Origin of the sequence: Dactylosporangium sp. CA-152071, assembly GCF_050936335.1 — a bacterium.
In the GTDB taxonomy this organism is placed as follows: domain Bacteria; phylum Actinomycetota; class Actinomycetes; order Mycobacteriales; family Micromonosporaceae; genus Dactylosporangium; species Dactylosporangium maewongense.
In genome coordinates this window covers 1143799-1167074 of sequence record NZ_JBNJMZ010000001.1, presented here as the reverse complement: position 1 = coordinate 1167074, position 23276 = coordinate 1143799, and the positions used below count along the sequence as shown (strand labels likewise).

The window sequence follows — 23276 nt, the reverse complement described above, 5'->3', positions numbered from 1 at the left end:
GCACCCCCTCCAGCGCCGCTGGAGTCTCGCGCGGCGTGGCTGGAGTCTCGCGCGGCGTGGCCGGAGTCTCGTGCGGCGTGGCTGGGGTCTCGCGCGGCGTGGCTGGAGTGGAGCCGGGCTCCATGGCAGCTCCAGTGGCCGCTCCTAGCGTCAGGGGAGCCGCGTCCGACGACACCTGGGAGTCCACAGTGGAGCTGAACCCCACCCCGATCCTCGACATCGCGTCGGGTGCCCGCCGCGCGCGGCTGCTGTTCGCCGCCGCCGACGTCGGCGTCTTCGGTGCCCTCGCCGAGGCACCCGCAACCGGCGAGGAGGTCCGCGCGAGGCTGGGGCTGCACAGGGAGGGCGTCGGCGACCTGCTCGCCGGGCTGGAGGCGCTCGGGCTCGTCGAGCGCCGCGACGGCCGCTACCACAACGGTCCCGCCGCCGGCCGCTACCTGGTGCCCGGGCGGCCCGAGTTCCTCGGCGGGTTCCTGGACTTCCTCGACCACACGCTGCACCCGGCCTGGGACGGCCTGGCCACCAGCCTCCGTTCCGGCGAACCCGCGAACGCGCAGGCCGGCGCCGGCGACCCCTACGCGCCGGTGCACGCCGACCCCACCTCGCGGACCGCGTTCTTCGACGCGATGGACGTGCTCAACGCGCCGATCGGCGCGGCCCTCGCCGAGCTGGACTGGAGCGGCTTCGAGCACGTCGTCGACGTCGGCGGCGCCCGCGGCAACATCGCCGTGCACCTGGTCAAGGCGCACCCGCACCTGCGGGTCACCGTGTTCGACCTGCCGGACGTGCGGCCGGCCTTCGAGGCGCACGTCGTCGACAACGACCGGGTCACCTTCGCCGGTGGGGACTTCTTCACCGACCCGCTGCCGGCCGCCGACGCGGTGCTGTTCGGACATGTGCTGCACAACTGGCCCGTGGAGCGGCGCCGGTTCCTCGCACAGGCGGCCTTCCGCGCCGTGCGGCCCGGCGGCGCCGCGTTCGTCTACGACCCGATGCTCGACCCCGACCGCCCGCAGCTGCCCAACGTCCTCGCCAGCCTCAACATGCTCGTCTGGTCCGCCGGCGGCGCCGAGTACACCTTCGCCGACGCCGCGACCTGGTTCACCGACGCCGGGTTCGCCACCGTCTCGCACGCCCCGCTGGTCGCGACCACGAGCCTGCTCACGGCGCGGAAGGAGTGAGGTGGTGGCCGTCCGCGTCGCCCGTGACCCCGACGTCACGCGCAAGGCGCTCACCGGGTGGCTCGCCGGCCGGTTCGGCGCGCCCGACCTGCGGCTCGGGCCGGTGACCGTGCCGCCGTCGACCGGCTTCTCCGCGGAGAACCTGGTCGTCGACGCCACCTGGACCGGCCCCGGGGGTCCGGCCCGGCGACGGCTGGTCGTGCGCGTCGCGCCCACCACCTATCAGCTGCATCCCCGGCCGCGGTTCTGGCAGCAGTACCACGTGCAGCGACTCCTCGGCGAGCGCACCGACGTGCCGGTCGCGCCGGCGCTCGGCTTCGAGCCCGACCCGGAGGTCCTCGGCGCGCCGTTCTGCGTGCTCGGCCACGTCGCCGGGGTCGTCCCGGCGGACCTCCCCTCGTACCATCGCGAAGGCTGGCTGCACGACGCGCCTGCCCCCATGCGGGCGGCAGCGTGGCGCAACGCCGTCGACGTCCTCGCCCGCATCCACCGCGTCAACCTCCCGCCCCTCGACCTGGGGCCGTCGGAGCCGGCCGCGCAGGTCGAGGAGCTCGCCGCGGACCTCGACTTCTACGGCTGCGCAACGGATCCGCACATCCGAGCCGGGATCGGCGCGCTGCGGGCGACCGTGCCTGCGCAGGCCGGGCCGCCGGTCCTGCTGTGGGGTGACGCCCGGCTGGGCAACATCGTCTTCGACGGGGCGTCCGTGGCCGCCGTCCTCGACTGGGAGACGGCCGGGCTCGGCGCACCCGAGGCCGACCTGGCCTGGTTCCTGCACCTGGACCGGCACCTCAGCGAAGGCATCGGCGCCGAACGCCTTCCCGGACTGCCGGACCGCGCCGCGACCGTCGCCCACTGGGCCCGCCGGGCCGGCCGCGTGCCGCACGCGCTCGACTTCCACCGGGTGCTCGCCGCGGTCAGGTTCGCGGCCGTCACCGCCAGGGTCACCGCCCTGCTGACCGGGCACCGCCTGGTCCCCGCCGACTTCCCCCTGCACCGCAACGCGACGCGCCTGCTCGCGACCACACTCAAGGAGGTCGGCACTTGAAACTGTCCATCCTGGACCAGTCCCCGATCGGGACCGGCCAGTCACCCGCGCAGGCCCTGCGCAACACGGTCGAGCTCGCCGAGCTCGCCGACCAGCTCGGCTACACCCGCTACTGGGTCGCCGAGCACCACGCGATGCACTCCCACGGCGGGAGCGCCCCCGAGGTGCTCGTCGCCGCGATCGCCGCCCGCACCAGCCGGATCCGGGTCGGCTCCGGCGGGGTGCTGCTGAGCCACTACAGCCCGTTCAAGGTCGCCGAGGTCTTCCGTACCCTCGAGGCCCTGTACCCGGGCCGCATCGACCTCGGCATCGGCCGGTCCGCGGGGTCCAGCCCGATCGAGACCTACGCGCTGCGGGGCGCGTCGTCGCTGCCGGACGACTTCGACGACAAGCTCGTGCAGCTGCTCGCGTTCCTCGACGGGAGCTTCCCGCCCGGGCACCCGTTCCACGACATCGTCGTCACCCCGACCGGCACCGGACGCCCCGAGGTGTGGCTGCTCGGCTCCAGCCCGCGCAGCGGCGCCGTCGCCGCCCAGCTGGGCCTGCCCTACGCCTACGCCCACTTCATCAACCCGGCCCCGACCCGCGCCGTCTTCGCCGACCACCAGGCCCGCACCGGCGGCACCGGCAAGGCGATCCTGGGCATCGGCGTCTACTGCGCCGACACCGACGCCGAGGCCGAGCGCATCTACGCCACCCAGCGGGCGTTCCGCAAGCGGCTCACCCGCAACGACGTGCGCCCCGTGCCGACCCCGGAGCAGTCGCTGCTGGAGCTCGCCGACGGCGACGACCCGCTCGGCGCGGAGCGCTTCGAGTTCCCGCGCTACGTCCACGGCACACCGGACCGTGTCCGCGACCAGATCCTGGCCATCACCGAGGCGACCGGCGCCGAAGAGGTCATCGCGCTCGCCACCATCCACGACCATGCCGACCGGCTGCGCTCCTACGAGCTGCTGGCTTCGGCGTTCGCGCTGCAACCCGCTCTCGCCTGAGAGGATTCCGATGCGTTTCGGTATCAACCTGTTCCCGACCGTCGGCCCGTCGGACAAGGCGGCGGTCGAGTACTTCGACGACGCGCTCGCCCTGGTCGAGCTCGCCGAGCAGCTCGACTTCCACCACGTGAAGACGGTCGAGCACTACTTCTTCGCCTACGGCGGCTACAGCCCCGACCCGGTCACCTTCCTGGCCGCCGCGGCCGCCCGCACCTCCCGGATCCGGCTCGTCACCGGCGCGGTCATCCCGGCGTTCACGCATCCGATCAAGCTGGCCGGCAAGCTGGCCATGCTCGACAACATCTCCCACGGCCGGCTCGACGTCGGCTTCGGCCGCGCGTTCCTGCCCGACGAGTTCGCCGCGTTCGGCATCCCCCTGGACGAGAGCCGCCCCCGCTTCGACGAGGGCGTCTCCGCCGTCCGTCAACTGTGGACCACGACCGATCTGGTGTTCGACGGGCAGTTCCACCGGTTCGGACCCGTCACGCTGCTGCCCCTGACCTACCAGCGGCCGCACCCGCCGATCCTCGTCGCCACCGCGATCACCCCGTCGTCCGCGGCGTCCGCCGGTGCGAATGGTTACGGGCTGCTGCTCGTACCGTCGATCAACAAGCGGGAGAAGGTCCAGGAGATGATCGCCGGCTACCGCGCGGCCCGGGCCGCCGCGGGTCTGGACCCCGCCGGCGGGGACATCCACCTCAGCTACAACTGCTACCTGTCCGAGGACGCCGGCGAGGCGTACCGCAACGGCCGCCGCTACTCCGAGTGGACGAACGCCCGCCTCCTGGAGGCGGTCTCGGCGTGGGGCGTCACCCGCAGCTCCGGCTACGAGGGCTACGAGAACATCGTGCAGAAGGTGTCGTCGGCGGACTTCGACAGCTCGCTGCGCGACAACAAGGCCCTCGTCGGCACTCCCGCCGAGGTCGTCGACCGGGTCACCACGATCCGCGACTGGTTCGGCGACGTGACGATCAGCCTGCAGGTCGTCTCCGGCAACATGCCCCTGTCCGAGTCGCAGCGCACCATCCGTCTCTTCGGCGAGCAGGTCCTGCCCAAGTTCAGCTGACCGGCGCCTGGATCAGCGCGCGCATGACGTCGCGCGGCAGGGACGGGTTGGCCGCGGCCTCGGCGACCCCGTCGTCGAGGAGCGCGATGAGCGTCCCGGCATCCAGGGCGGGGTGCCGGCCCGCGGCCCGCCGGGCCTTCTCGTCGGCCAGGCACGCGGCGAGCGCGGGCCCGGTGGCGTTGGGATGCCTGGCGATCTCGCGGAGGGCGAGCTTCGCCGGCGGCCGCAGCGTCGCGATCCGCAGCAGCAGGTCCGCGGGGCAGACGGGGTTGCCGGCCAGCGCGCCGGCGACCCGGACGCCGTGGGCGGTGAGCATTGCCTGCATGCGGGCGGGGGAGACGTGGGGGTTGCGCGCGACCGCCTGGAGCACCGCCGCGTCGGGGTCCGCGGCGAGGGCGTCGACGAGGTCGCCGGGCAGCCCGGGGTGCCGCGCGGCGAGCATCCGGACGGCCGGCACCCTGGACGTCGCGAGCTCCCGCAGCTCGTCGGCCGTGGCGCCGGCGATCCGCGGCAGGACCGCCGGACCGGTCCCGCCGGCGGCGGTGAGCGCCTGCGGCGGTGTCGCCTCGATCTCGGCGGCGAGGCGCGACAGCGGCGTCGGTCCGGTCCGGGTGGTGGCGGCGAGGCCGGTGAGGATGTCGAGCGGGACGTTCGGGTTGTGCATGAGGCACTGCTGCACGCCGGGCGTCGGGTCGGCGGCCATGCTCCGCAGCGTGGCGACGTCGACGGCGGGGTTGGCGGCGATCGCGTGGCGGACCTGGGGCACGGGGTCGGTGGCGAGGCGGGCGTACTCGTCCTGCGGCAGGTCCGGCCGGGCCGCGACAGCCCACCGGACCCAGGAGTCCGGATGCCGGGCGAGGAGCACGAGGGCCGGCGCGGGCGTGGAACGGTTCCCGGCCGCCATGCTCTGGATGCCGCGGACAGCGCTCTCGTGGCCGCCGTCGCAGGCCTCCCAGTCCGCGGGTTGATGAGTTCCGTCGCAGCCCGGGCAGGCCTCGGCGGGCGGGCGGGCACCGTCTCGCGCCAGGGCCGCCAGTACCCCGCCCGGTGTGGCCTCGTTGGCGGCCAATGCCATTCGGACCCGGGTGTGCGGGTGCCGGGCCAGCCGCTCGGCGAGCGTCGCGGTCATCGCGGGCGACCTCGCGGCCTCGGCGACGACGTCCTTCTCGGGGTCGTCCGCGAGCTGCGCCACCACCTCGGCGGGCGTGTGTGCGGCGGACGCGAGCAGCTGGCGGATCCAGGGATCGGGTGACGCCGCGTGTGCGTGTGCCCACTCCGGTGGCGCCCCGGTGGCGTCCAGCAGCGCGGCGACGATCCGCGCGTCGCGCCCGTCGACGTCGGCGGCCAGCAGGTGTCCATGGTGGACGAGACAGACGGCGGCGTCGGTGCTCCGTGCCGCGATGGCGCGGACCTGGGCGGCGGACAGGTCGTCCCGCCACGCCAGGTCGTCGAGCAGCTCGTCGTCCCCGGCGGCGATGAGCGCGTCGAGCAGGTCCGCCGGCAGGGCCGGGTTCTCCGCCAGGCCGTTGAGAAGTCCCACCCGTGCAGTGTTCCGCCCGGCCCTGCCCGACGCGACCAGTTTCGGGCCGGCCCCTCGACCGGTCAGGCGGCGAGGAAGCCGGCGACGGCGGCCGCGAACGCCGCGGGTTCGTCGACCCACGGGTAGTGGCCGGCGCCGGGGATGGTGACGTGGCGGGCGTGGGGGAGGCCGGCGGCGACCACGTCGCCGATGCGGACGCCGGTGAGGGCGTCGCGGTCGCCGGTGAGGACCAGGACCGGGGCCGGGACGGTGGCGAAGTCGTCGAGCCAGCCGGTGGAGGTGCCGGCCCAGAAACCGGCCCAGGCGTCCAGCGCGAACCCGGTGCGCTGCGTCGCGGCGTGGGCCTGCTGGTGGGCGTCCCAGCGGCCGTACGCGGCGGGGGTGTAGCGGTCCAGGACGTCGAACACCTGGGCGGGTGGGGTGTCCGGCGGCAGGCTCAGCAGCTCACCCGCGGCGTCGCTGACCGACGAGAACCAGGGGGCGTCGGTGCGGGTGGCGAGGATGTCGCCCACGTCGTCGCCGCCCTTGCCGTACAGCTGCGGGCTGGGTGCGACGAGGATCAGGCGGTCGATCCGGGTGGGGTGCCCGGCGGCGTAGGCGCTGGCGACGACCGAGCCGGCGGAGTGGCCGAGGAGGTCCAGGCGGTCCAGGCCGAGGTGGGCGCGCAGCGCCTCGACATCCCGGGCGAGGCTCGGGTACGCGTAGGTGGCCGGGTCGGCGGGCCGGGGCGAGGCGCCGGTGCCGCGGGCGTCGTAGCGGATGAGGGTCCGCGACGCCGACAGGCCGCCGAGGTCCTCGAGGTACCCGGCGGCCCGCGGACCGCCGGGGACCAGGACCAGCGGCGGCCCGTCGCCGATCGACTCGTAGTGCAGGACCGTGCCGTCGTAGCTGGTGAAGGTAGCCATGCAGCGACGCTACGAACGGCCGGTCGACGCCCGCTGCAGTCCCGCTACAGCGCGAGGCGCAGGACCGCCTTGCCGTTGACCTTCCGGTCGCGCAGCGCGTCCCAGGCCGGTGCCGGGTCGGACCACGGCGTCGTGAGCGCGACCTGCGGGTCGAGCCGGCCCTGCGTCACGAGGCCGACGAGCGTGGCGAGGTCGCGGCCGACCGGCTGCCGGCGCGTCTCCTGGAACAGGTGCAGGTACCGCAGCGACACCCCCGGCCGGAGCCGGCCCCAGTCCAGCGGGAGCCGCAGCGGCTCGCGGGTCGTGTTGCCGTAGCTGACCACGACCCCGTCCTCGGCGACCGACGTCCACGCCTGTTCCAGGGCTGCGCCGCCGACGCTGTCGAGCAGGACGTCCACCGGTTCGGCGATGGCGTCGCCGTACAGGCCGACCGCCGCGGCGCCGAGCTTCGCCAGGCCGTCGCCGCGGCCCGCCGTGCCCACCCGGGCGATGACCCGCGCGCCGGCGGCGGCCGCGAGCTGCACCGCGACCCGGCCGACGCCGCCGCCCGCGCCGGTCACCAGGACCGTCCGGCCGAGCAGCCAGCCGGCGTGCCGGAGGGCGTAGAGGGCGGTGAGGCCCGCGACCGGCAGCGCCGCGCCGGTCGTGTCGGGGACCGTGTCGGGCAGCGCGGCGAGATGGCCGGCGGGGATCGCGACCCGCTCGGCGAACCCGTCCCGCCCCGCGAGCCCGACGACCCGCGCGCCGGCGGGCGGGCCGGAGCCGTCGGCGGCGGCCCGCTCGACGACCCCGGCGACGTCCCAGCCGAGCCGCGACCCGGCTGGCAGGCTCGCGGCCACGGTCAGGTCGCCGCGGTTGAGCCCGGCCGCGTGCACCGCGACGACGGCCTCCCCGGGCGCCGGGTCCGGTTCGCCGACGTCGGCGGGGGCGGCCTCGCCCCCGCCGGTCGTGACGAGCGCCCGCACGGGCTCAGCCCGCGGGCGCGAGGTCGCGGTTGGCGAACGCGTCGACGTCGAACCCGCCGGGCGTCGACAGCGGCAGCACCTCGAGGCGCAGGTGCGAGGAGAGCGGGTTGCCGTACAGGACGTCGGTGAGCTCCTCGTGCGAGGCGACCTCGTAGATGTTGAGCCCGCCGGACTGGCCGACGACGATCCAGCTGTGCTTGATGATGCCCTTGTCGATCAGGCCCTGGATGTAGCCGAAGCCCTCCGGCAGCCGGTGCCGGAACTCGTCGGAGCTGATCCCGATGGGGTTCTGGTGCGTGAAGACGGCGAACAGTGCCATGGATGCCCTCCAGGGTGAGCGTCCCGCGTGGCGCGGGCTCACGGACCAGCCTGTTCGCGGCCGGTGCAGCGGGACTGGAGCGCTCCTGGAGCCCCGCGACACCGTCCCCGCAGGGGTTCGGGAGCGGTCCGGGAGCGGTCCGGGAGCGGTCAGGGGAGCGGTCAGGGGCGGTCGGGGTCCGTCGCGGTGTCGAGCTTGAGCTCCTGCAGGCGCAGGCCGTCCAGGAGCAGGTCGAGGCCGGCGACGAACTGGTCGCGGTCGTCGTGGTCGCGCAGGTCGGCGGCGGCGCGGGTCAGGAACGGGAACGCGGCCGGGTCGAGGGCCTCCCACTGCGCCGCCAGCTCGGCCAGGACCGTGTCCCGGCTCACGCCGGGGGCGGCGGTCGCGGCGTTGCTGCTCTCCTGCGCGGTGACGCTGGTGACGAAGTTGAAGATGGCCGTGGCGGTCACGAAGTGGCGCTCGGGCGGCAGCGTGGTCTTCGCGACCAGCGTGCCGATGCGGTCCAGCAGGCGCAGCGCGTTGGGCTGTGGTGGGACCACGCCGATGTGGGACGCGGCCCACGGGTGCCGCTCGAAGGTGTCGTAGATCGCGAGGGCCAGCGTGTGCAGCGACGCGTCGGCGCCGCCGGTGAGCGCGTCGCCCATGACCCGGTCGGCGGCGAGGCGGACCAGGTCGTCCTTGTTCGCCACGTGCCAGTACAGCGCGCCCGCACCCGTCTTGAGCCGCTCGGTGAGCAGCTTGAACGTGAGCCCGCGCTCGCCGTGCTCGTCGAGCAGCTCGACGGCGGCGGCGGCCACCACCTCCCTCGACAGTCGTGCGGTGCGGCCCTTGGCGGGTGTCTGTGGCATGCCTCCATCTTGACACGGACTGGAATGTCATTCCAGAATCGGAGAGTAATGGAATGACATTCCAGAAGGGGGTGCGAGATGAGTGTCGACGTCATCGAGGTGCGCAAGCCGGGGCAGGCCACCTCCCTGCGGGCGGTCTGGCCCGCCATCCTCGGGCTGTCGGTCGTCTTCCTGGTGGAGATGCTCGACAACTCCGTGCTGAACGTGGCGCTGCCCACCATCACGCGGGACCTCCACGCCTCCGCCGCCGACCTGCAGTGGATCACCTCCGGCTACTCGCTGCTCTTCGGTGGCCTGATGATCGCGTTCGGCTCCATCGCCGACCGGTACGGGACCCGGCGGGTCATGCTCATCGGACTCGGCCTGTTCGCGCTCGCCAGCCTCGCCGTGCTGGCGGTCCGCACGCCGGGCCAGCTCGTCGCGGTGCGGGCGGTCATCGGCGTCACCGCGGCCATGACCGCACCCGGGACGATGGCGCTGTGCTTCCGGCTGTTCGACCAGGAGAACCTCCTGATGCGGGCGACCGGCCTGATCTCCTCGGTCGGCCTCGTCGGCCTGGCCGTGGGGCCGACCGTCGGCGGACTGGTGATCCAGGTGCTGCCGTGGCAGGCGTTGCTGCTGCTCAACGTGCCGATCGCGGCGCTCGCGATCGCGTGCATCCGCTTCGGCGTCCCCGCCGACGACCCCGCGCACCGCAACCGCTCGCCGCTGGACCTGCCCGGCGCCCTGCTCGGCACGGCCACGATCATCCTCGCCCTGTGGACGGCCACACTGGCGGTCGAGGAGGGCTGGGGTCACGCGAAGCCGTGGCTCGCCGGCGCGGGCGCCGTGCTCAGCGCGCTCGGGTTCGTGCTCCGGGAGCGCAGCACCGCCCACCCGATGTTCGACTTCGCCCTGCTCAAGCGCCCGTCGGTGTCGGCCAGCCTCGCGTACCAGGCGGCGATCGGCCTCGGGCTCGCCGTGCTCACCTTCAGCGTCTCGCTGCAGCTGCAGCTCGTCTGGGGCTGGTCACCGGCGCAGGCCGCGCTCGGCAACCTCCCGCAGATCGTCACCATGCTCGCGGTCGGGCCGTTCGTGGAGAAGTTCGTCGAGAAGATCGGCGCCCGCCTGGCCGGCCCGGTCGGCGCGGCCGCCGTCATCGCGGGCCTGCTGATCTACGGCCTCCTCGGCCGGCAGCACTACGCCTGGATCGCCGCCGCGCTGGTACTGACGGCCGCCGGCATGCGGGTCGTCATGATCATCGCCGCCGTGACGGTCATGCGCGGACTGCCCGAGGACCAGACCTCCATCGGCGCCGCGCTCAACGACACCAGCCAGGAGGTCGCGAGCAGCGTCGGCATGGCCGTCACGGGCACGATCGTGGCCGCCGCGCTCGCCGGTCCGCTGACGGACGTCGGCACCCGCGCCGCGGCGACCCACAGCTTCGAAAACGCCGTCACCGTCGCGACGCTGACGCTCACCGCCGTCTGCGCCGCCCTCGTCCTCTGGGCGATCCGCCGTAGCCGCAAAGGCTGATCTCCTGCCGCGCGTCGATGCCATACCGTGATCGGACCACTTCGGGAGGTAACCATGAAGATCGAAGGATCCGTCGCGCTGGTCACCGGCGCCAACCGCGGCCTCGGCCTGCACATCGCCCGCGAACTGCTCGCCCGCGGCGCGACCGTGTACGCGACGGCCCGCGACCCGCGATCCGTCGACCTGCCCGGAGCGACGGTCCTGCCGCTCGACGTCACCGACGCCGCATCGGTCGAGGCCGCCGCGGCCGCGGCCGGCGACGTCACGCTGCTGGTCAACAACGCCGGCGTGGCGACGTTCGCCAACCTCGTCGACGGCGACCTCGACGACATCCGCCTCGAGATGGAGACGCACTTCTTCGGCACGCTCCGCGTGGTCCGCGCCTTCGCCCCGATCCTGGCCGCCAACGGCGGCGGCGCCGTCGTCAACCTCCTGTCGGTGCTGTCGTGGATCACGTTCCTCAACGCCACGTCCTACGCCGCGGCGAAGGCGGCCGAGTGGAGCCTCACCAACGGCATCCGCCTCGAGCTCGCCGCCCAGGGCACCCAGGTCTCCGGCGTCCACCTCGGCGCCGCCGACACCGACATGATGTCCCGCTGGGACGTGCCGAAGCTCGACCCCGCGGCCGTCGCGACCGCCGTTGCCGACGGCGTCGCCCGGGGCGACCTGGAGATCCTCGTCGACGACGCCGCCACCGGCGCCAAGCAGGCCCTCGCCGCCGACCTCAGGATGGTGTACCCGCAGCTGTCGTGACCGCCCCGCCCGCCGCCGCCAGCCGGTCGGCGAGCAACTGCGTCACGGCCGGGGTGTCGGTGATGCCGTCCCTCGTCAGGCGCGCGTAGGCGTCGACGGCCTCGGCGATCGTCATCCCATCCCGGCGGAACACCGCGAGCAGCCGCACCCGCACCGGACGGTTGACCTCGGGGTCGGCGTGCACCCGGGCGAGCCCGACTCGGGCGATGAGCGCCTCCCGTGCGATTCCGGTCAGCGGACCCCGACCGCAGGCCTCGCTCGCGGCGCCGCAGTCGCACTGCGTCGAGACGGACGACTCGATGTGCCCGTAGAAGACCAACTCCTGCGGCCGGCTCCGGCTGGTGCCGCCGCACTGGGCGCACGGCGCCAGCAGCACGTCACCTTCACGCCGCAGCACGCCGCCACTGTACCGACGACCGGCGGCGCTGCGGGGAGCGCGACCGCACCGGCGCTGAGGCCGTGGGAAGCCGGGCGGAGCTGGCGTGGCGCCGGCTGGTCGCCGACGCCACGCGTCTGCCTCGCTAGGACGGCATCAGGGCAGCATCGCCGGGTTGCCGGCCAGCGCCGCGACCTGGTCCGCGGTGAGGAACGCCTTGTCCAGGGCGGGTTTGCGGTCCGTGGCGGTGTCGTGGGGGTAGACGGGGACGGTGCGCTGGGCGGTCACGCTGAAGTGGCCGCCCTGCAGGTAGCGGCGGGCGACGATGACGTCGCCGCCGTCGCCGTGGTCCTCCAGCCAGACCACGACCTGCACGCCGGCGACGTCGACGACGCGGCAGTCACGGCCCGCGTCGGGCAGGGCGCACAGGCCGCCGGGCGGCACGGTCTCGCTGGTCTGCGCCAGGTACGCGCCGAGGTAGCCCTCCCCGTGCCCGTCCGAGACGACGACGTGGGCGGACATCACCACGAGCGCCGAACCGGTCGGCGAGTCCAGGCGCATCGCCGGCGTGCTCGGACCGGCGAACGGGTACTGGGTGTGTCCCGAGTACCCCGCCGGCAGGGCCGCGACGAGCAGGTCGTACACGGCGCGGTCGTGCGTCGGGAGCGCCTGCGCCGACGGTACCGGCGCCGCGGACGCGACCTGAGAAGCGGTGGGCTGCGCGGCGGGCACGGCGACGAACGGCGCGGGGGCCGTCGGGCGGGACGGCAGCAGCGCGGGCGCGACCAGGGCCGCCGCGACCGTCACGCCGGCGAGACCCGCGGTGGCGGCGACGACCCGGTCGCGGGTCCTCGCGGCCCGGGCGGCGACCGCGAGGACCCGCTCCGCCTCACGCAGCGGCGGCGCGTCGTCGAGGGCGAGGTCGCAGAGCATCTTCACGTCGTTCACTGGAGTCCTCCGGGGCTGGTCGGTCTGAGGTCTTCGAGGGTGTCGCCGAGCACCTCGCGCAGGTTGTCGAGGCCGCGGGCGGTCTGGCTCTTCACGGTGCCGGTGGAGCAGCCGAGCACGTCGGCGACCTGCTCGACCGACAGGTCCGCCCAGAAGCGCAGCACCAGCACCGCCCGCCGCCCTTTCGGGATGCGCAGCAGCGCCCGCTTGAGCACCTGCCGGTCCTCGACGCCCCGCTGGTCGGGGACGCTCGCGTCGAGCACCTCGTCGTCGGGCGTCGGGCGTTCCCGCCGCCACGGCCGCCGGCGCTCGTCGAGGAAGGCCCGCAGCAGCACCCGCCGCGCGTACTGGTCGAGCACGTCGTGCCGGTCGATCCGGCCCCACGCGCGGTACAGCTTCGTGAACACCGTCTGGGTCAGGTCCTCGGCGAGGTGCCAGTCCCCGCACAGCAGGAAGGCGGTGTTTCTCAGGTGTCCGGCGCGGGCGGCGTAGTACGCGACGAACTCGTCGTCGTGCGGGCGCCGGCCGCGCCTCAGAATTCGCATCATCATCGCGATAGACACGTACAGCACGCGGAAACAGGTTGCTCGGGCAGGCGGTCACGCTCACGCCTCTGGCGAGTTCGCCCGTGACAACGCACCGTCGAGGGCCGGTAGGCTGCGGGTGGCCGCTACTGGCGCGGGTGGGGCACCACCGGGGACCGGCCGGATCGATGGGTGTGGCGCCGTCCGCCTGGGCGCCTCCGGGAAGCAGACGTCCTGCGAAACGGAGGCACGGTGGACCTGCGCTATGGCATGAACCCGCACCAGCGGCCCGCGAAGATGACATCGATCGACCCGGGGCGGCCGCCGTTGCGGTTCCTGCACGGGGCGCCGTCGTTTGTGAACGTGCTCGACGCGGCCGGGGCCTGGCAGCTGGTGCGGGAGGCGGCGGCCGCGCTCGGCGGGCCGGTCGCGGCGTCGTTCAAGCACGTGTCGCCCGCCGGGGCCGCGACCGCGGGTCCGCTCGACGGGGTCATGGCCGCCACGTACCGGCTGAATTCCGCCACGACCGGGCGGCTGACCAGCGCGTACGTCAGGGCGCGGGACGCGGACCCGAAGAGCTCCTACGGTGACTTCGTCGCGGTGTCCGAGCCCGTCGACGCCGAGCTCGCCGACCTGCTGCGGCGGGTGGTGTCCGACGGGATCGTGGCGCCCGGGTTCGAGGACGGGGTGGTGGCGACGCTCGCGGCGAAGAAGAGCGGCCGGTTCCTCGTCGTCGAGGCCGACCCGGCGTTCCGGCCCCCTTCGGTGGAGCGTCGCGAGGTGTACGGGATGCGCCTCACCCAGCCGCGCGACGAGGCCCCGCTGACCCGGGAACTGCTCGGCGAAGGGCTGCCCGGGCCCGCGGCCGACGACCTGCTGCTCGGGCTGGTGACGGTCAGGTACACGCAGTCGAACTCGGTCACCTACGTCCGGGACGGCATGGTGCTCGGGGTCGGCGCGGGGCAGCAGTCACGGGTGGACTGCACCAGGCTGGCCGGCGCCAAGGCCGACACGTGGTGGCTGCGCCGCCACCCCGCGGTGCCCACCGGCGACCAGGACAAGGTGCAGGACCGGGTCGCCGAGCAGCTCCGGCGGGTGGAGCTGCTCGGCGCCGCCGACCGGGAGGCCTGGCTGGCCGGGAGGGACGGGATCGCGTTCGTCTCCGACGGGGCGCTGCCCTTCGCCGACAACGTGGAGCACGCCGCCCGGCACGGCGCGCGGTACATCGCCGAACCGGGCGACTCGATCCGCTCCACCGACGTGTCCGCCGAGTGCGACCGCCGCGGCATCACCCTCGTCCGGACGGGAATCCGGCTGTTCTGCCATTGAGCCCGGAGGCAGGGCGGCCCCCGGCATGACGCGGCTCTCAGTGCGGGCACAGGGATCGAGGACGATGATCGGGGTATGACGGCGGTGTTGGAACGTCCGGCCGCGGTACTGGTCGCGGTCTCGCGGCCATGGTTCTGGCCGGTGTCGTGGGTGCCGGCGTACCTCGGCACGGTGCTGGCGGGTCACGACTGGCTGCCCGCGCCGGCCGACCGGGGGCGCGCGCTCGTGGCGCTGCTTGTGCTCGGGCCGCTCATCTGGGGCGCGGTGCTGGCCCAGAACGACCTGCAGGACCTGCGCAGCGACCGCGACAACCCGCGCAAGGCCACGGCCCCACTGGTCACCGGAGCGGTCTCCGCCAGGCGTTTGCGGGTGTGGTACCGGTGGCTGGCGGTCACCTGCGTCGCGGCCGCCCTGTACGTGGGTCCGCTGTTCGTGCTCGGCGTCGCCGGGGTGCTGCTGCTCGGCTGGGCGTACAGCGTGCCGCCGCTGCGGCTGAAGACCCGGCCCGGCTGGGACGTCGCGGTCAACGCGCTGGTCGTCGGGGTCGTGTCGCCGGCCGCGGGCTGGGCGATCACCCGGCCGCCGTGGGAGTTCCCGTGGCAGTTCGGGCTGATCGGCCTGCTCTTCGCCGCCGCTCTGTACGTGCCGACCACCGTCACCGACCTGGCCGCCGACACGGGCGCGGGCGACACGACGTTCGCCGTGCGGTTCGGTCCACGGTCCGCGCACCGGCTCGGCGTCGCGCTGTGGGCGGCGGCGCTGGCGTTCTGCGTGCTGCTGGCATGGCTGGACGTGCTGGTGCCGCGCTCGACCCTCGTGCCGCAGCTGCTGATGACACCGGTCCTGCTCGCCGCCTACGCGGTCCTGACCCGCCGCCCGACGATCACGAAGATGGCCGTGGTGTCGATCCTGTTCGGCATCCCCACGATCGGCTTCGCGCTCGCGTACATCGGCTGACGCGGCGGCGGGTCCTTGACCTTGCCCCAAGGGAAGGCCGCAGACTCGGGGGCGTGGACGGAAAGCACCTGCTGGCAGGGCAGTTCGGGGCGGCCTCGCGGCTGTCGCCGAAGGCCCTGCGCCTGTACGCGGAGCAGGGGCTGCTCATCCCGGCCGAGGTGGACCCGGCGACCTGCCCGCGGCCGCCGCCCTGCTGCGCGCGCTCGCCCCGACCTACGACCGGCTCCGCGCGGCGCTCATGGAGCCCCGGACGACCGGGACGCCGCTATGATCTTGTGACGTGACGTCGTTCCCGTGCCGCCCGGAGGTCGTGTGATGACCGGTTTTCACGACCCGATGCGGGTGCAGCTGGAGGCGTTCGTCGACGAGCACCGCGAGGCGCTCGCCGCGTGCCTCGACGGGCTCACCGAGGAGCAGGCGCGCCGGTCGCTGGTGCGGTCCCGCACGACGCTGCTCGGGCTGGTGAAGCACGTCACGTTCGTCGAGAAGGTGTGGTTCGACGAGGCGGTCACCGGCCGGCCCCGGGCCGAGATCGGAATCCCGGAAACACCCGACGAGAGTTTCGTCCTCGACGACACGGACACCATCGCCACCGTGCGTGCGGCGTTCCGGGAGACCTGCGCGGCCTCCCGGCGGGCGACGGCGGGGCTCGACCTGGACGACCTGCTGCCGGGCAACCGCCGGGGGCCGCTGCCGTTGCGCTGGGTCTACCTGCACGTGCTGCGCGAGCTGGCCCAGCACTGCGGCCACGCCGACATCCTGCGCGAGCAGCTGCTGGACGCGTAGCCGCGCTACCGGCCGCGGCGCGCGGCGGCGGCCTTCCTCGGGGCGGGCTTCTTCGCGGACGCCACCTTCTTGGCGGGCGCCTTCTGCTGGACGGGCGCGGCGGCGGCCTCTTCGCGGGCGGCCTGCAGGCGGCGCTCCTCGCGCTTGTTCTCCGCGTGGATCTCGCGCTCCTTGACCAGCCACTCCGGCGGGTCCGCGGCGAGGGCGGCGATCTGCGCGGTCGTGAGCGGGTCGGTGATGCCCCCGCGCGCCAGCCCGCTGTTGGACACCCGCAGGCGGGCCGCGACCACGTTGCGCGGGTGCGGGCCGTCCTTGCGCAGGTCGGCGAGCCACTGCGGGGGGTTGCGCTGCAGCTCGTCGAGCTCCTCGCGGGACACCATCCCGTCCTGGAACTCCTGCGGGGTCGCGGGCAGATACACGTCGAGCTTCAGCGCCGCCGTGGCGGGCTTCATCACCTGGGACTTCTTCGGGCTCACGCGGCCAAGGGTACCCTGGCCGGATGCCCACGCCGTTTCGCCTGCTCGTCGTCCCAGGGGTGACCGTGGACAAGTGGACCCGTCTGTGGGCCGAGCGGCTGCCCGACGTGGAGCTGCTGGTCGAGCCCGTCCCGGCCCAGGACGCGCCGGGGCTGCTGCTCGACGGTGCCGACGCGGGGCTGGTCCGCCTGCCGGTCGATCCGGACGCGTTCCACGCCATCCCGCTGTACACCGAGACCACCGTCGTGGTCGTCCCGAAGGACCACCTGCTCACCGCGGGTGAGGAGCTGACCGTCGCCGACCTGGCCGACGAGACCCTCCTGAGCCCGCTCGACGACACCCTGACCTGGCCGTCGATGCCGGCGGCGGTGCTGGCGGAGCGGCCGGAGACGACGGCCGTCGCGGTCGAATGGGTCGCGTCTTCGGCAGGTGTACTGGTGGTGCCGCAGTCCCTCGCCCGCGCGCACCATCGCAAGGACCTGACCTACCGCGTGCTGATCGACGCTCCGACGTCGTCCGTGGGGCTGGCCTGGGTGCGGGACCGCCACACCGACCTGGTCGAGGAGATGATCGGCATCGTCCGTGGCCGCACCGCCAACAGCACCCGCGGCCGCGCTCCGGAGCAACCCGCGAGAAGACCCGCCAGGCCGCAGCCGGGCGCCAAGGCCCGCAAGCGGCGATGAACGAGGCCCAGGTGCACGAGGTGCTCGGCGCCCTCGAGGCGGCCGGCTGTCCGCACTGGATCTCGGGCGGCTGGGGCATCGACGCCCTGGTCGGCCGGCAGACGAGGGAGCACCGGGACCTCGACCTCGCCGTCGACGCCGCCCGGGAGGCCGAGGCGCTGCGGGCCCTCGAGGCGCTCGGCTACCGGGTCGAGACCGACTGGCGCCCCGTCCGCGTCGAGGTCGCCGGCCCCGGCGGCGGGTATGTCGACCTGCACCCGGTGGCCTTCACCGAAGACGGTGAAGGACGGCAGGAGGGGCTCGACGGCGGCTGGTTCGACTACCCGCGCGCCGACCTCACCATCGGCACGATCGGCGGCCGGGCCGTGCCGTGCATCTCGAAGCGGCTTCAGCAGGTCTTCCACCAGGGCTACGAGCCCCGCGAGGTCGACCGGGCGGACCTGCGGCAGCTGGGGGACTGCCCGTGAAGCTGCACGTGGGGTGCGCGATGTGGACGCACAAGGCGTGGCAGTGGCCGGGGAAGGAGCGGCTCAGGGCGTACGCCGAGCGGTGCACCGCGGTCGAGGGCAACACCACGTTCTACGCCACACCGGCCAGGGACACCGTCGAGACGTGGGCGCGGCAGACCGGGCCGGACTTCCGGTTCGTGGTGAAGCTGCCGAAGCGGGTCACCCACGAGCGGCGCCTGACCGACGCCGGCGCCGACGTGCGCGCGTTCCTCGACGCGATCGAGCCGCTGGGCCCCCGCACCCACGCCGTGTGGATCCAGCTGCCCGCGTCGTTCGGGCCGGGGGACGTGCCGGTGCTGGAGCGCTTCCTGCGCCGGATGCCGCCGTCGCTGCGGTGCGCCGTGGAGGTCCGCCACCTGGACTTCTTCACCGACCGGGCGGCGGCCAGCGAGCTGGAGACGGCCCTGGAGACGGTGGCGGCGGAGTGGGTGCCGTTCGACACGACCGCGTTCTTCACCAGCCCGCCGACCAGCGACGCCGAGCGCGACGCGTGGACGAAGAAGCCGCGGGTGCCGCGGCGGACCAGAGCGCTGACCGGGACACCGATCGTGCGGTACCTCGGCCGCGACGACCCGGACCGGACGGTCGACGGCTGGCAGGCCTGGCTCGACGTCGTGACGGGCTGGCTGCGGGAGGGCCGGTCGCCGACGGTCTTCGTACACACGCCGGACAACGCCGACGCGCCCGCCCTCGCCCGTCGCTTCCACGACGAGGTCCGGGCACGCCTGCCGCAGCTCGCACCGCTGCCGGAGCCCGAGCCGGCCGAGGACGACGAGCCCCTCACCCTGTTCTGAGGACGACTTGCCTTCGAGCGCGCTCGAAGGTGCAGGGGTGGGAGGTATGAACGCGAACCATGGAGCGAAGACCACCGCCGCCGAGGTGATCGACGGCGTCGACCTGCGCGGACGGACCGCGATCGTGACCGGCGGCGCGTCGGGCATCGGCACCGAGACGACCAGGGCGCTCGCCGCCGCCGGCGCCCGGGTGATCGTCGCCGTCCGGGACGTCGCGAAGGCCAGGGGCGTCGTCGAGGCGGAGTTCGCCGAGCTCGACCTGGCGTCGATCCGGTCGGTGGACGCGTTCGTCGCGACCGTCAGCGGCCCGGTGCACATCCTGGTCAACAACGCCGGCGTGATGGCGGCGCCGTTCACGCAGACCGCCGACGGGTTCGAGCTGCAGTTCGGCACCAACCACCTCGGCCACTTCGCGCTCGTCCAGGGGCTGCTGCCGCGGCTGCTGGAGGGCGCCGCGCAGGCCGGCGAGGCGCGGGTCGTGTCGGTGAGCTCCGCCGGGCACCGCCGCAGCGACGTACACCTCGACGACCCGAACTTCCGCGACCGCCCGTACGACCGCTGGCAGGCCTACGGCCAGTCGAAGACCGCCAACGTGCTGCTCGCCGTCGAGCTGGACCGCCGGCACACCGGCGACGGGATCGTGGCGAACGCGCTGCACCCGGGCGGCATCCTGACGCCGTTGCAGCGGCACCTGAGCGTCGAGGAGCAGGTCGAGCTCGGCTGGATCGACGAGCAGGGCCGCCCGCTGCAGGACTTCAAGACGACCGGGCAGGGCGCGGCGACGTCGGTCTACGCGGCGGTGTCGCCGGACCTGGCCGAGCGGGGCGGGCAGTACCTCGAGGACTGCGCGGTCGCCGCGGAGTACGGCGGCAGCGGGCCGTTCTGCGGGTACATGCCGTACGCCCGGGACCCGAAGCGCGCCGCCGAGCTGTGGGAGCGCAGCGAGGACTGGGTCGGGCAGGCCCGCAAGGGATGACGTGAGGCACCGGCCCCGGCGGCGCGGTGTTGCCGGGGCCGGTGCGGTCAGGAGGGACCTCTCAGTAGAGGTCGGTGGTGCTGGCGCCGCCGAAGCCCGGCGCGGTCACGGTCAGCCGGGTGGCGTTGATGGTGCGCTGGTCGGGCATCGTGACCCGGCCGGTGCCCTCGTGCGCCGGCAGCGTGTACGTCCAGTACCGCGGCGTCTGCACTCGCTCGTGGGTGCCGGGGATCGTGTACCAGACCCAGTAGTCCCAGCGGACCGTGAAGCCGGTCTCGCCGATGACGTTGTCGTCGAATGAGATCATCCACTGCTGGCCGTTGTGGAACGACACGATGTTCGAGATGGCCGGCGCGTTGTAGGTGCGGCAGCCGAGCTGCGGGTTGCCCGTGGGGGTGGCGCCGGACGGCGTCACGTTGATGGCGTAGGCGCAGACGGTGTGCGAGCCGTGCTTCGCCGGGATCACCGCTTCGTAGCCGCGGTACGCCCCGAAGTACGGGTACACGGCCGCGACGTCCGACCGGTACGTGTTCGCGACGGTCGAGCCGGCGTACGTGCCGTCGATGTACACGTGGACCTGCAGCGCCGCGGCGGTGTCGCCGTCGGCGGCCCAGCCTTCGACGCGGACGCCGTTGCCGGTGAACGTGACGGCGTCGAGGGCGCCGCGGGGCGGGGTGTCGATCGGGCCGGGGTCCGGGTCAGGGTCCTGGTCGCCGCACGCGGGCGGCGGCACAGGTTGGTTGCACAGCGGCGTGGCGTGCGCCGCCCCGGGCACGGCTATGGCGCCGGCCAGGGCGAGCAGCGCCGCCGCGGTGGCTCTGGTCAAGGACTTCATCGAATACTCCGTGGTTGTAGCGGAGGACCATCGTGCGGCCCGCCGCGTGCAATCCACGTGCAATGTCAGAGCCCGTCGATGTACGCGCGCACCGCCGCCCGGTCCATCAGCTGCCCGCGCCGGTGCGCCGCGTCGTACTCCGCCGGGGCGAGCCGGGACGTGACCGCGGCGACGTTGCGCGGGCCGTTGAGCGGGTCCATGCGCTGCGGTGAGTAGCCGACCTGCCCGCCGAGCGCGTCGACCGCGCCGAGCAGCACCGCGCCGGCGCCTGGCCGGCCGGTGAGGGCGAGCGTGCCGGCGAGCAGGTGCGTGGTGGCGAGCCAGCCGGTGACGTCGTCCTCCTCGTCCAGGTCGCGGGTGGCGCGGCGGGTGAGCGTGTAGGCCTCGTCGTGCTCGCCGTTGACGGCGGCCTGCTTGGCGCGGATCCAGCGGGCGGAGCCGGCCGACCAGACGAAGCCGCAGCGGGTGCCGACCTCGATCGCCTCGTCGAGGGCGGCCGCGGCGGTCTCCGCGTCGCCGCTCGCACCGGCGATCAGACCGATACTGATCAGCGCCTCGGGCAGGACCCAGTCGGCGCCGCTGGCGATGGCCTGCTCGCGGGCCTCCTCGCCCATCTTGGCCCCTTCCTCCAGCTGACCGCGCAGGCCCAGCGACAGGGTAAGGTACGCCGACGCACGAGCCAGGGTCGTGGGGCGGCCCGCCGCACGGGCGAGCTCCAGGGCGACGAGGATCGCCTCGGTGCTGGCGGCGACGTCCCCGGCGAGGTACTGCAGGCAGGCGATGCCGGTCAGCGCCCTGGCCCGGTCGTCGCCGGGCGCGTCCGGGGCGGCGTCGAGGCCGGCCCGCAGCCAGCGCAGCCCCTCGGTGATGTGGCCGGTGCGGTACCAGAACCAGGCGAGGTCGGCGGCGAGCCGCAGCCCGGCCGCCGGGTCCTCGCCGCCGAGGGCGAACGCGAGCGCGGCGCGGGTGTCGTCCTGCTCGGCCGAGAGGGCGCGCAACCACCAGCGGGCGTGGGGTCCGCGCAGCTCCCGGTCGGCGGTCGCGGCGAGCTCCGCGGCGCGGGCGAGGTGGCGGCGGCGGACCGCGCGGCGCTCGTCGTCGCCGAGGCGGCGGCCGGCGTACTTCCGCAGCGTCTGCAGCATGCGGTAGCGCCGCGGTGACGTGTCGGGCAGCGTCGTGACCAGCGACGCGGTGATGAGCCCGGTCAGCGGCGTGAGCACGTCGCCGGCGACGCGTTCGGCGGCGTCGAGGTCGAACGTGCCGGCGAAGACGCTGAGCCGCGCGAACGTGTCCCGCTGCGGCTGGTCGAGGAGCCGGTAGGTCACGTCGATCGCGGTGTCGAGGCTGCGGTGCCGGGCCGGCACGTCGCGGCGGGCGGTCCGCAGCGCCGCCGGGTCGTCCAGCCGCTCCAGGATCTGCGCCGGGGACAGCGCGACGAGCTGCCCGGCGGCGAGCTCCACGGCGAGCGGCAGGCCGTCGAGGCGTTCGCAGATCCGGGTGACGACGGCGCGTTCGGCGGCGTCGCAGCGCCAGTCGGGGGCGACGGCGGCGGCCCGGTCCAGGAACAGCTCGACCGCGGCGGTCGCGACGGGCAGCGGCGGCACGGGGTGGCGCCGCTCACCGCCGATGCTCAGCGGCACCCGGCTGGTGACGAGGATCCGCAGGCCGGGCAGGCCGGTGAGCAGCCGCGGAACGACGCCGGCGAGGGCGTCGACGAGGTGTTCGCCGTTGTCGACGAGCAGGACGATCCGCCGGTCGCCGACGGCCGCGGCGACGCCGGCGAGGTCGGTGGAGACGGCCAGGCCGAACGCCTGGGCGAGGGTCGGCTCCAGCAGGGTGTCGTCGGCGAGCCCGGCGAGCTCCGCGACGCACACGTCACGGCCGAGCCCGCGGCACACCTCGGCCGCGAGGCGGCTCTTGCCGCTGCCGCCGGGCCCGACGAGCGTGATCAGCCGGTGGTCGCGCAGCAGCGCCCGCACCTCGGCGACCTCGACGTCGCGGCCCAGGAACCGGTCCGCGGGCAACGGCGGCGGCTGGGGCAGCGCCGGCGCCTGGGGTGGCTGAGGCGGCTGGGGGAGCGCGGGGACCGCCGGGCCGAGGTGCGGCTCCTGCCGCAGGATCGACTGGGCGAGGGTGGCCAGCTCCCCGCCCGGGTCCAGGCCGTACTCGTCGGCGAGCATGATGCGCGCCTCGTGGTAGGTGGCGAGCGCCTCGGCCTGCCGGCCCGCCCGGTACAGCGACAGCATCAGCCTCGCGCGGCTGCCCTCCCGCAGCGGGTGCTCCGCGACGAGCGCCGACGCCGCGGCGACGGCCTCCGCGGTGCGGCCGAGCCCGAGCAGGGCGTCGACCCGCAGCTCCGCGGCGACCTGGCGCAGTTCGGTGAGGCGGGCGATCTCCGCCTGCGCGGCGGGGTCGTCGGCGAGGTCCATCAGCGCCGGCCCGCGCCACAGCGTGAGGGCCGCGTCGACGCTGCGCAGCGCCGCCGCCGGGTCCGCGGTGAGCGCCTCCCGGCTCCGGGCGACCCCGTGCTCGAAGCGCTGCGCGTCGATCTGCCGGGCGCCGGCGACGACCCGGTAGCCGCGCTGGTGCCGTTCGAGCGTTTCGGGGCCGATCACCCGGCGCAGCCGCGACAGATAGGTCTGCAGGGCGTTCTTCGCGCTGGGTGGCGGGTCCTCGCCCCACACGCCGTCGATGAGCCGGTCGACGCTGATGACCTGGTCGGCGTCGAGCAGCAGGGTGGCGAGGACCGCCCGGGGTTTCGGCCCGCCGAGCGCGACGACCCTGCCCGCGGCGATGACCTCCAGCGGACCCAGGATCCGAAACTCCATGTGACTCCCTGCGGTGGTGCGAGGCGTCGAGGGTGCCACACGGGTGCCACTGCGGTGGGCGTGTCGGTCTTGTGAACGACACATTTCGAAACGGCTTCGGGATCATCGGTACGGGTCCATACC

24 protein-coding genes and 1 riboswitch are annotated in these 23276 nt (G+C 74.3%); of the genes, 13 read left to right on the top strand and 11 right to left on the bottom strand.

The features are described 5' to 3' along the window. Nucleotides 1-122: 122 nt before the first annotated feature. The 4 genes from ACQEVZ_RS04720 to ACQEVZ_RS04705 are packed head-to-tail and all read left to right on the top strand — an operon-like array spanning nucleotide 123 to nucleotide 4287. The gene (locus ACQEVZ_RS04720; protein ID WP_433361718.1) at nucleotides 123-1181 is read left to right on the top strand and encodes a methyltransferase; all 1059 of its coding nucleotides are present in this window, start codon (nucleotides 123-125) and stop codon (nucleotides 1179-1181) included. Between the two features lie 4 nt (nucleotides 1182-1185). After that, nucleotides 1186-2229: a phosphotransferase family protein gene (locus ACQEVZ_RS04715; protein ID WP_433361715.1), complete on the top strand. Its 1044-nt coding sequence runs from the start codon at nucleotides 1186-1188 to the stop codon at nucleotides 2227-2229. Further along, nucleotides 2226-3221: an LLM class flavin-dependent oxidoreductase gene (locus tag ACQEVZ_RS04710; protein ID WP_344511026.1), complete on the top strand. Its 996-nt coding sequence runs from the start codon at nucleotides 2226-2228 to the stop codon at nucleotides 3219-3221. Before ACQEVZ_RS04715 ends, ACQEVZ_RS04710 begins: the two co-directional genes overlap by 4 nt. A 10-nt stretch (nucleotides 3222-3231) precedes the next feature. Beyond that, the gene (locus ACQEVZ_RS04705; RefSeq protein WP_433361711.1) at nucleotides 3232-4287 is read left to right on the top strand and encodes an LLM class flavin-dependent oxidoreductase; all 1056 of its coding nucleotides are present in this window, start codon (nucleotides 3232-3234) and stop codon (nucleotides 4285-4287) included. On the opposite strand, the gene ACQEVZ_RS04700 is transcribed toward ACQEVZ_RS04705, so the two are convergent. The 5 genes from ACQEVZ_RS04700 to ACQEVZ_RS04680 all read right to left on the bottom strand — a co-directional run bounded on the left by ACQEVZ_RS04700 (nucleotide 4280) and on the right by ACQEVZ_RS04680 (nucleotide 8864). After that, nucleotides 4280-5827 carry a hypothetical protein gene (locus ACQEVZ_RS04700; protein ID WP_433361708.1) on the bottom strand — a complete coding sequence of 516 codons (1548 nt, stop codon included), beginning with the start codon at nucleotides 5825-5827 and terminating at the stop codon, nucleotides 4280-4282. The two genes, ACQEVZ_RS04705 and ACQEVZ_RS04700, sit on opposite strands and share 8 nt — an antisense overlap. 62 nt (nucleotides 5828-5889) lie before the next feature. Continuing rightward, a complete protein-coding gene (locus ACQEVZ_RS04695; protein WP_433361705.1) occupies nucleotides 5890-6732 on the bottom strand; it encodes an alpha/beta fold hydrolase in 843 nt (280 codons plus the stop codon). Between the two features lie 44 nt (nucleotides 6733-6776). Then, a complete protein-coding gene (locus ACQEVZ_RS04690) occupies nucleotides 6777-7697 on the bottom strand; it encodes a zinc-binding dehydrogenase (protein ID WP_433361702.1) in 921 nt (306 codons plus the stop codon). 4 nt (nucleotides 7698-7701) lie between these two features. Next, the gene (locus tag ACQEVZ_RS04685) at nucleotides 7702-8016 is read right to left on the bottom strand and encodes a muconolactone Delta-isomerase family protein (RefSeq protein WP_344511016.1); all 315 of its coding nucleotides are present in this window, start codon (nucleotides 8014-8016) and stop codon (nucleotides 7702-7704) included. A gap of 161 nt (nucleotides 8017-8177) precedes the next feature. Then, entirely contained in the window at nucleotides 8178-8864 is a 687-nt protein-coding gene (locus ACQEVZ_RS04680; protein WP_433361699.1) for a TetR/AcrR family transcriptional regulator, read from the bottom strand. A gap of 78 nt (nucleotides 8865-8942) precedes the next feature. Here ACQEVZ_RS04680 and ACQEVZ_RS04675 point away from each other — a divergent pair, with 78 nt between their 5' ends. Next, nucleotides 8943-10379, top strand: a complete 1437-nt coding sequence (locus ACQEVZ_RS04675; RefSeq protein WP_433361696.1) for an MFS transporter — start codon at nucleotides 8943-8945, stop codon at nucleotides 10377-10379. A 54-nt stretch (nucleotides 10380-10433) separates the two neighbouring features. Further along, complete coding sequence (locus tag ACQEVZ_RS04670; RefSeq protein WP_354894835.1) at nucleotides 10434-11132, top strand: SDR family oxidoreductase; 699 nt, start codon at nucleotides 10434-10436, stop codon at nucleotides 11130-11132. Here ACQEVZ_RS04670 and ACQEVZ_RS04665 read toward each other — a convergent pair. The 3 genes from ACQEVZ_RS04665 to ACQEVZ_RS04655 all read right to left on the bottom strand — a co-directional run bounded on the left by ACQEVZ_RS04665 (nucleotide 11104) and on the right by ACQEVZ_RS04655 (nucleotide 13001). Continuing rightward, nucleotides 11104-11529 carry a hypothetical protein gene (locus ACQEVZ_RS04665; RefSeq protein ID WP_433361693.1) on the bottom strand — a complete coding sequence of 142 codons (426 nt, stop codon included), beginning with the start codon at nucleotides 11527-11529 and terminating at the stop codon, nucleotides 11104-11106. The two genes, ACQEVZ_RS04670 and ACQEVZ_RS04665, sit on opposite strands and share 29 nt — an antisense overlap. A 135-nt stretch (nucleotides 11530-11664) precedes the next feature. Next, nucleotides 11665-12456: a hypothetical protein gene (locus ACQEVZ_RS04660; RefSeq protein WP_433361690.1), complete on the bottom strand. Its 792-nt coding sequence runs from the start codon at nucleotides 12454-12456 to the stop codon at nucleotides 11665-11667. Continuing rightward, nucleotides 12453-13001, bottom strand: coding sequence for a SigE family RNA polymerase sigma factor (locus ACQEVZ_RS04655; protein ID WP_344511004.1), 549 nt, complete (start codon nucleotides 12999-13001; stop codon nucleotides 12453-12455). The genes ACQEVZ_RS04660 and ACQEVZ_RS04655 overlap by 4 nt, the downstream gene beginning before the upstream one ends. A gap of 114 nt (nucleotides 13002-13115) precedes the next feature. Continuing rightward, a riboswitch (ZMP/ZTP riboswitch) is annotated at nucleotides 13116-13201 on the top strand. A gap of 31 nt (nucleotides 13202-13232) precedes the next feature. Here ACQEVZ_RS04655 and ACQEVZ_RS04650 point away from each other — a divergent pair. From ACQEVZ_RS04650 to ACQEVZ_RS04640, 3 genes are all read left to right on the top strand, one after another. Continuing rightward, nucleotides 13233-14309 (top strand): hypothetical protein, encoded by a 1077-nt coding sequence (locus ACQEVZ_RS04650; RefSeq protein WP_433361686.1) that lies wholly within the window; start codon nucleotides 13233-13235, stop codon nucleotides 14307-14309. Between the two features lie 75 nt (nucleotides 14310-14384). Next, a complete protein-coding gene (locus tag ACQEVZ_RS04645; protein ID WP_354894826.1) occupies nucleotides 14385-15266 on the top strand; it encodes a UbiA prenyltransferase family protein in 882 nt (293 codons plus the stop codon). Nucleotides 15267-15581: 315 nt separating this feature from the next. Continuing rightward, complete coding sequence (locus tag ACQEVZ_RS04640; protein ID WP_433361683.1) at nucleotides 15582-16052, top strand: DinB family protein; 471 nt, start codon at nucleotides 15582-15584, stop codon at nucleotides 16050-16052. 5 nt (nucleotides 16053-16057) lie between these two features. Here ACQEVZ_RS04640 and ACQEVZ_RS04635 read toward each other — a convergent pair whose 3' ends face one another. After that, a complete protein-coding gene (locus ACQEVZ_RS04635) occupies nucleotides 16058-16528 on the bottom strand; it encodes a DUF5997 family protein (RefSeq protein WP_344510992.1) in 471 nt (156 codons plus the stop codon). Nucleotides 16529-16551: 23 nt separating this feature from the next. Here ACQEVZ_RS04635 and ACQEVZ_RS04630 point away from each other — a divergent pair, with 23 nt between their 5' ends. The 4 genes from ACQEVZ_RS04630 to ACQEVZ_RS04615 are packed head-to-tail and all read left to right on the top strand — an operon-like array spanning nucleotide 16552 to nucleotide 19490. Continuing rightward, nucleotides 16552-17211 (top strand): LysR family transcriptional regulator substrate-binding protein, encoded by a 660-nt coding sequence (locus ACQEVZ_RS04630; protein WP_433361679.1) that lies wholly within the window; start codon nucleotides 16552-16554, stop codon nucleotides 17209-17211. Beyond that, nucleotides 17208-17678 (top strand): nucleotidyltransferase domain-containing protein, encoded by a 471-nt coding sequence (locus ACQEVZ_RS04625; RefSeq protein WP_433361676.1) that lies wholly within the window; start codon nucleotides 17208-17210, stop codon nucleotides 17676-17678. Before ACQEVZ_RS04630 ends, ACQEVZ_RS04625 begins: the two co-directional genes overlap by 4 nt. Nucleotides 17679-17698: 20 nt before the next feature. Beyond that, a complete protein-coding gene (locus tag ACQEVZ_RS04620; RefSeq protein WP_433376619.1) occupies nucleotides 17699-18514 on the top strand; it encodes a DUF72 domain-containing protein in 816 nt (271 codons plus the stop codon). A gap of 46 nt (nucleotides 18515-18560) precedes the next feature. Next, entirely contained in the window at nucleotides 18561-19490 is a 930-nt protein-coding gene (locus ACQEVZ_RS04615; RefSeq protein ID WP_433361673.1) for an SDR family NAD(P)-dependent oxidoreductase, read from the top strand. A gap of 61 nt (nucleotides 19491-19551) precedes the next feature. On the opposite strand, the gene ACQEVZ_RS04610 is transcribed toward ACQEVZ_RS04615, so the two are convergent. Together ACQEVZ_RS04610 and ACQEVZ_RS04605 are read right to left on the bottom strand one after the other, a co-directional pair. Beyond that, nucleotides 19552-20325, bottom strand: a complete 774-nt coding sequence (locus ACQEVZ_RS04610; protein WP_433361670.1) for a hypothetical protein — start codon at nucleotides 20323-20325, stop codon at nucleotides 19552-19554. A 65-nt stretch (nucleotides 20326-20390) separates the two neighbouring features. Beyond that, the gene (locus ACQEVZ_RS04605; protein ID WP_433361667.1) at nucleotides 20391-23153 is read right to left on the bottom strand and encodes a BTAD domain-containing putative transcriptional regulator; all 2763 of its coding nucleotides are present in this window, start codon (nucleotides 23151-23153) and stop codon (nucleotides 20391-20393) included. Between the last annotated feature and the right edge of the window lie 123 nt (nucleotides 23154-23276).

What these genes read in the sequence shown, in the direction of transcription:
- ACQEVZ_RS04670 (WP_354894835.1), top strand. Translation starts at nt 10,434, where the DNA reads ATGAAGATCGAAGGATCCGTCGCGCTGGTCACCGGCGCCAACCGCGGC.
- ACQEVZ_RS04610 (WP_433361670.1), bottom strand. Translation starts at nt 20,325, where the DNA reads ATGAAGTCCTTGACCAGAGCCACCGCGGCGGCGCTGCTCGCCCTGGCC.
- ACQEVZ_RS04615 (WP_433361673.1), top strand. Translation starts at nt 18,561, where the DNA reads ATGAACGCGAACCATGGAGCGAAGACCACCGCCGCCGAGGTGATCGAC.
- ACQEVZ_RS04640 (WP_433361683.1), top strand. Translation starts at nt 15,582, where the DNA reads ATGACCGGTTTTCACGACCCGATGCGGGTGCAGCTGGAGGCGTTCGTC.
- ACQEVZ_RS04620 (WP_433376619.1), top strand. Translation starts at nt 17,699, where the DNA reads ATGTGGACGCACAAGGCGTGGCAGTGGCCGGGGAAGGAGCGGCTCAGG.
- ACQEVZ_RS04705 (WP_433361711.1), top strand. Translation starts at nt 3,232, where the DNA reads ATGCGTTTCGGTATCAACCTGTTCCCGACCGTCGGCCCGTCGGACAAG.
- ACQEVZ_RS04605 (WP_433361667.1), bottom strand. Translation starts at nt 23,153, where the DNA reads ATGGAGTTTCGGATCCTGGGTCCGCTGGAGGTCATCGCCGCGGGCAGG.
- ACQEVZ_RS04645 (WP_354894826.1), top strand. Translation starts at nt 14,385, where the DNA reads ATGACGGCGGTGTTGGAACGTCCGGCCGCGGTACTGGTCGCGGTCTCG.
- ACQEVZ_RS04625 (WP_433361676.1), top strand. Translation starts at nt 17,208, where the DNA reads ATGAACGAGGCCCAGGTGCACGAGGTGCTCGGCGCCCTCGAGGCGGCC.
- ACQEVZ_RS04675 (WP_433361696.1), top strand. Translation starts at nt 8,943, where the DNA reads ATGAGTGTCGACGTCATCGAGGTGCGCAAGCCGGGGCAGGCCACCTCC.
- ACQEVZ_RS04720 (WP_433361718.1), top strand. Translation starts at nt 123, where the DNA reads ATGGCAGCTCCAGTGGCCGCTCCTAGCGTCAGGGGAGCCGCGTCCGAC.
- ACQEVZ_RS04630 (WP_433361679.1), top strand. Translation starts at nt 16,552, where the DNA reads ATGCCCACGCCGTTTCGCCTGCTCGTCGTCCCAGGGGTGACCGTGGAC.
- ACQEVZ_RS04685 (WP_344511016.1), bottom strand. Translation starts at nt 8,016, where the DNA reads ATGGCACTGTTCGCCGTCTTCACGCACCAGAACCCCATCGGGATCAGC.
- ACQEVZ_RS04695 (WP_433361705.1), bottom strand. Translation starts at nt 6,732, where the DNA reads ATGGCTACCTTCACCAGCTACGACGGCACGGTCCTGCACTACGAGTCG.
- ACQEVZ_RS04655 (WP_344511004.1), bottom strand. Translation starts at nt 13,001, where the DNA reads ATGCGAATTCTGAGGCGCGGCCGGCGCCCGCACGACGACGAGTTCGTC.
- ACQEVZ_RS04680 (WP_433361699.1), bottom strand. Translation starts at nt 8,864, where the DNA reads ATGCCACAGACACCCGCCAAGGGCCGCACCGCACGACTGTCGAGGGAG.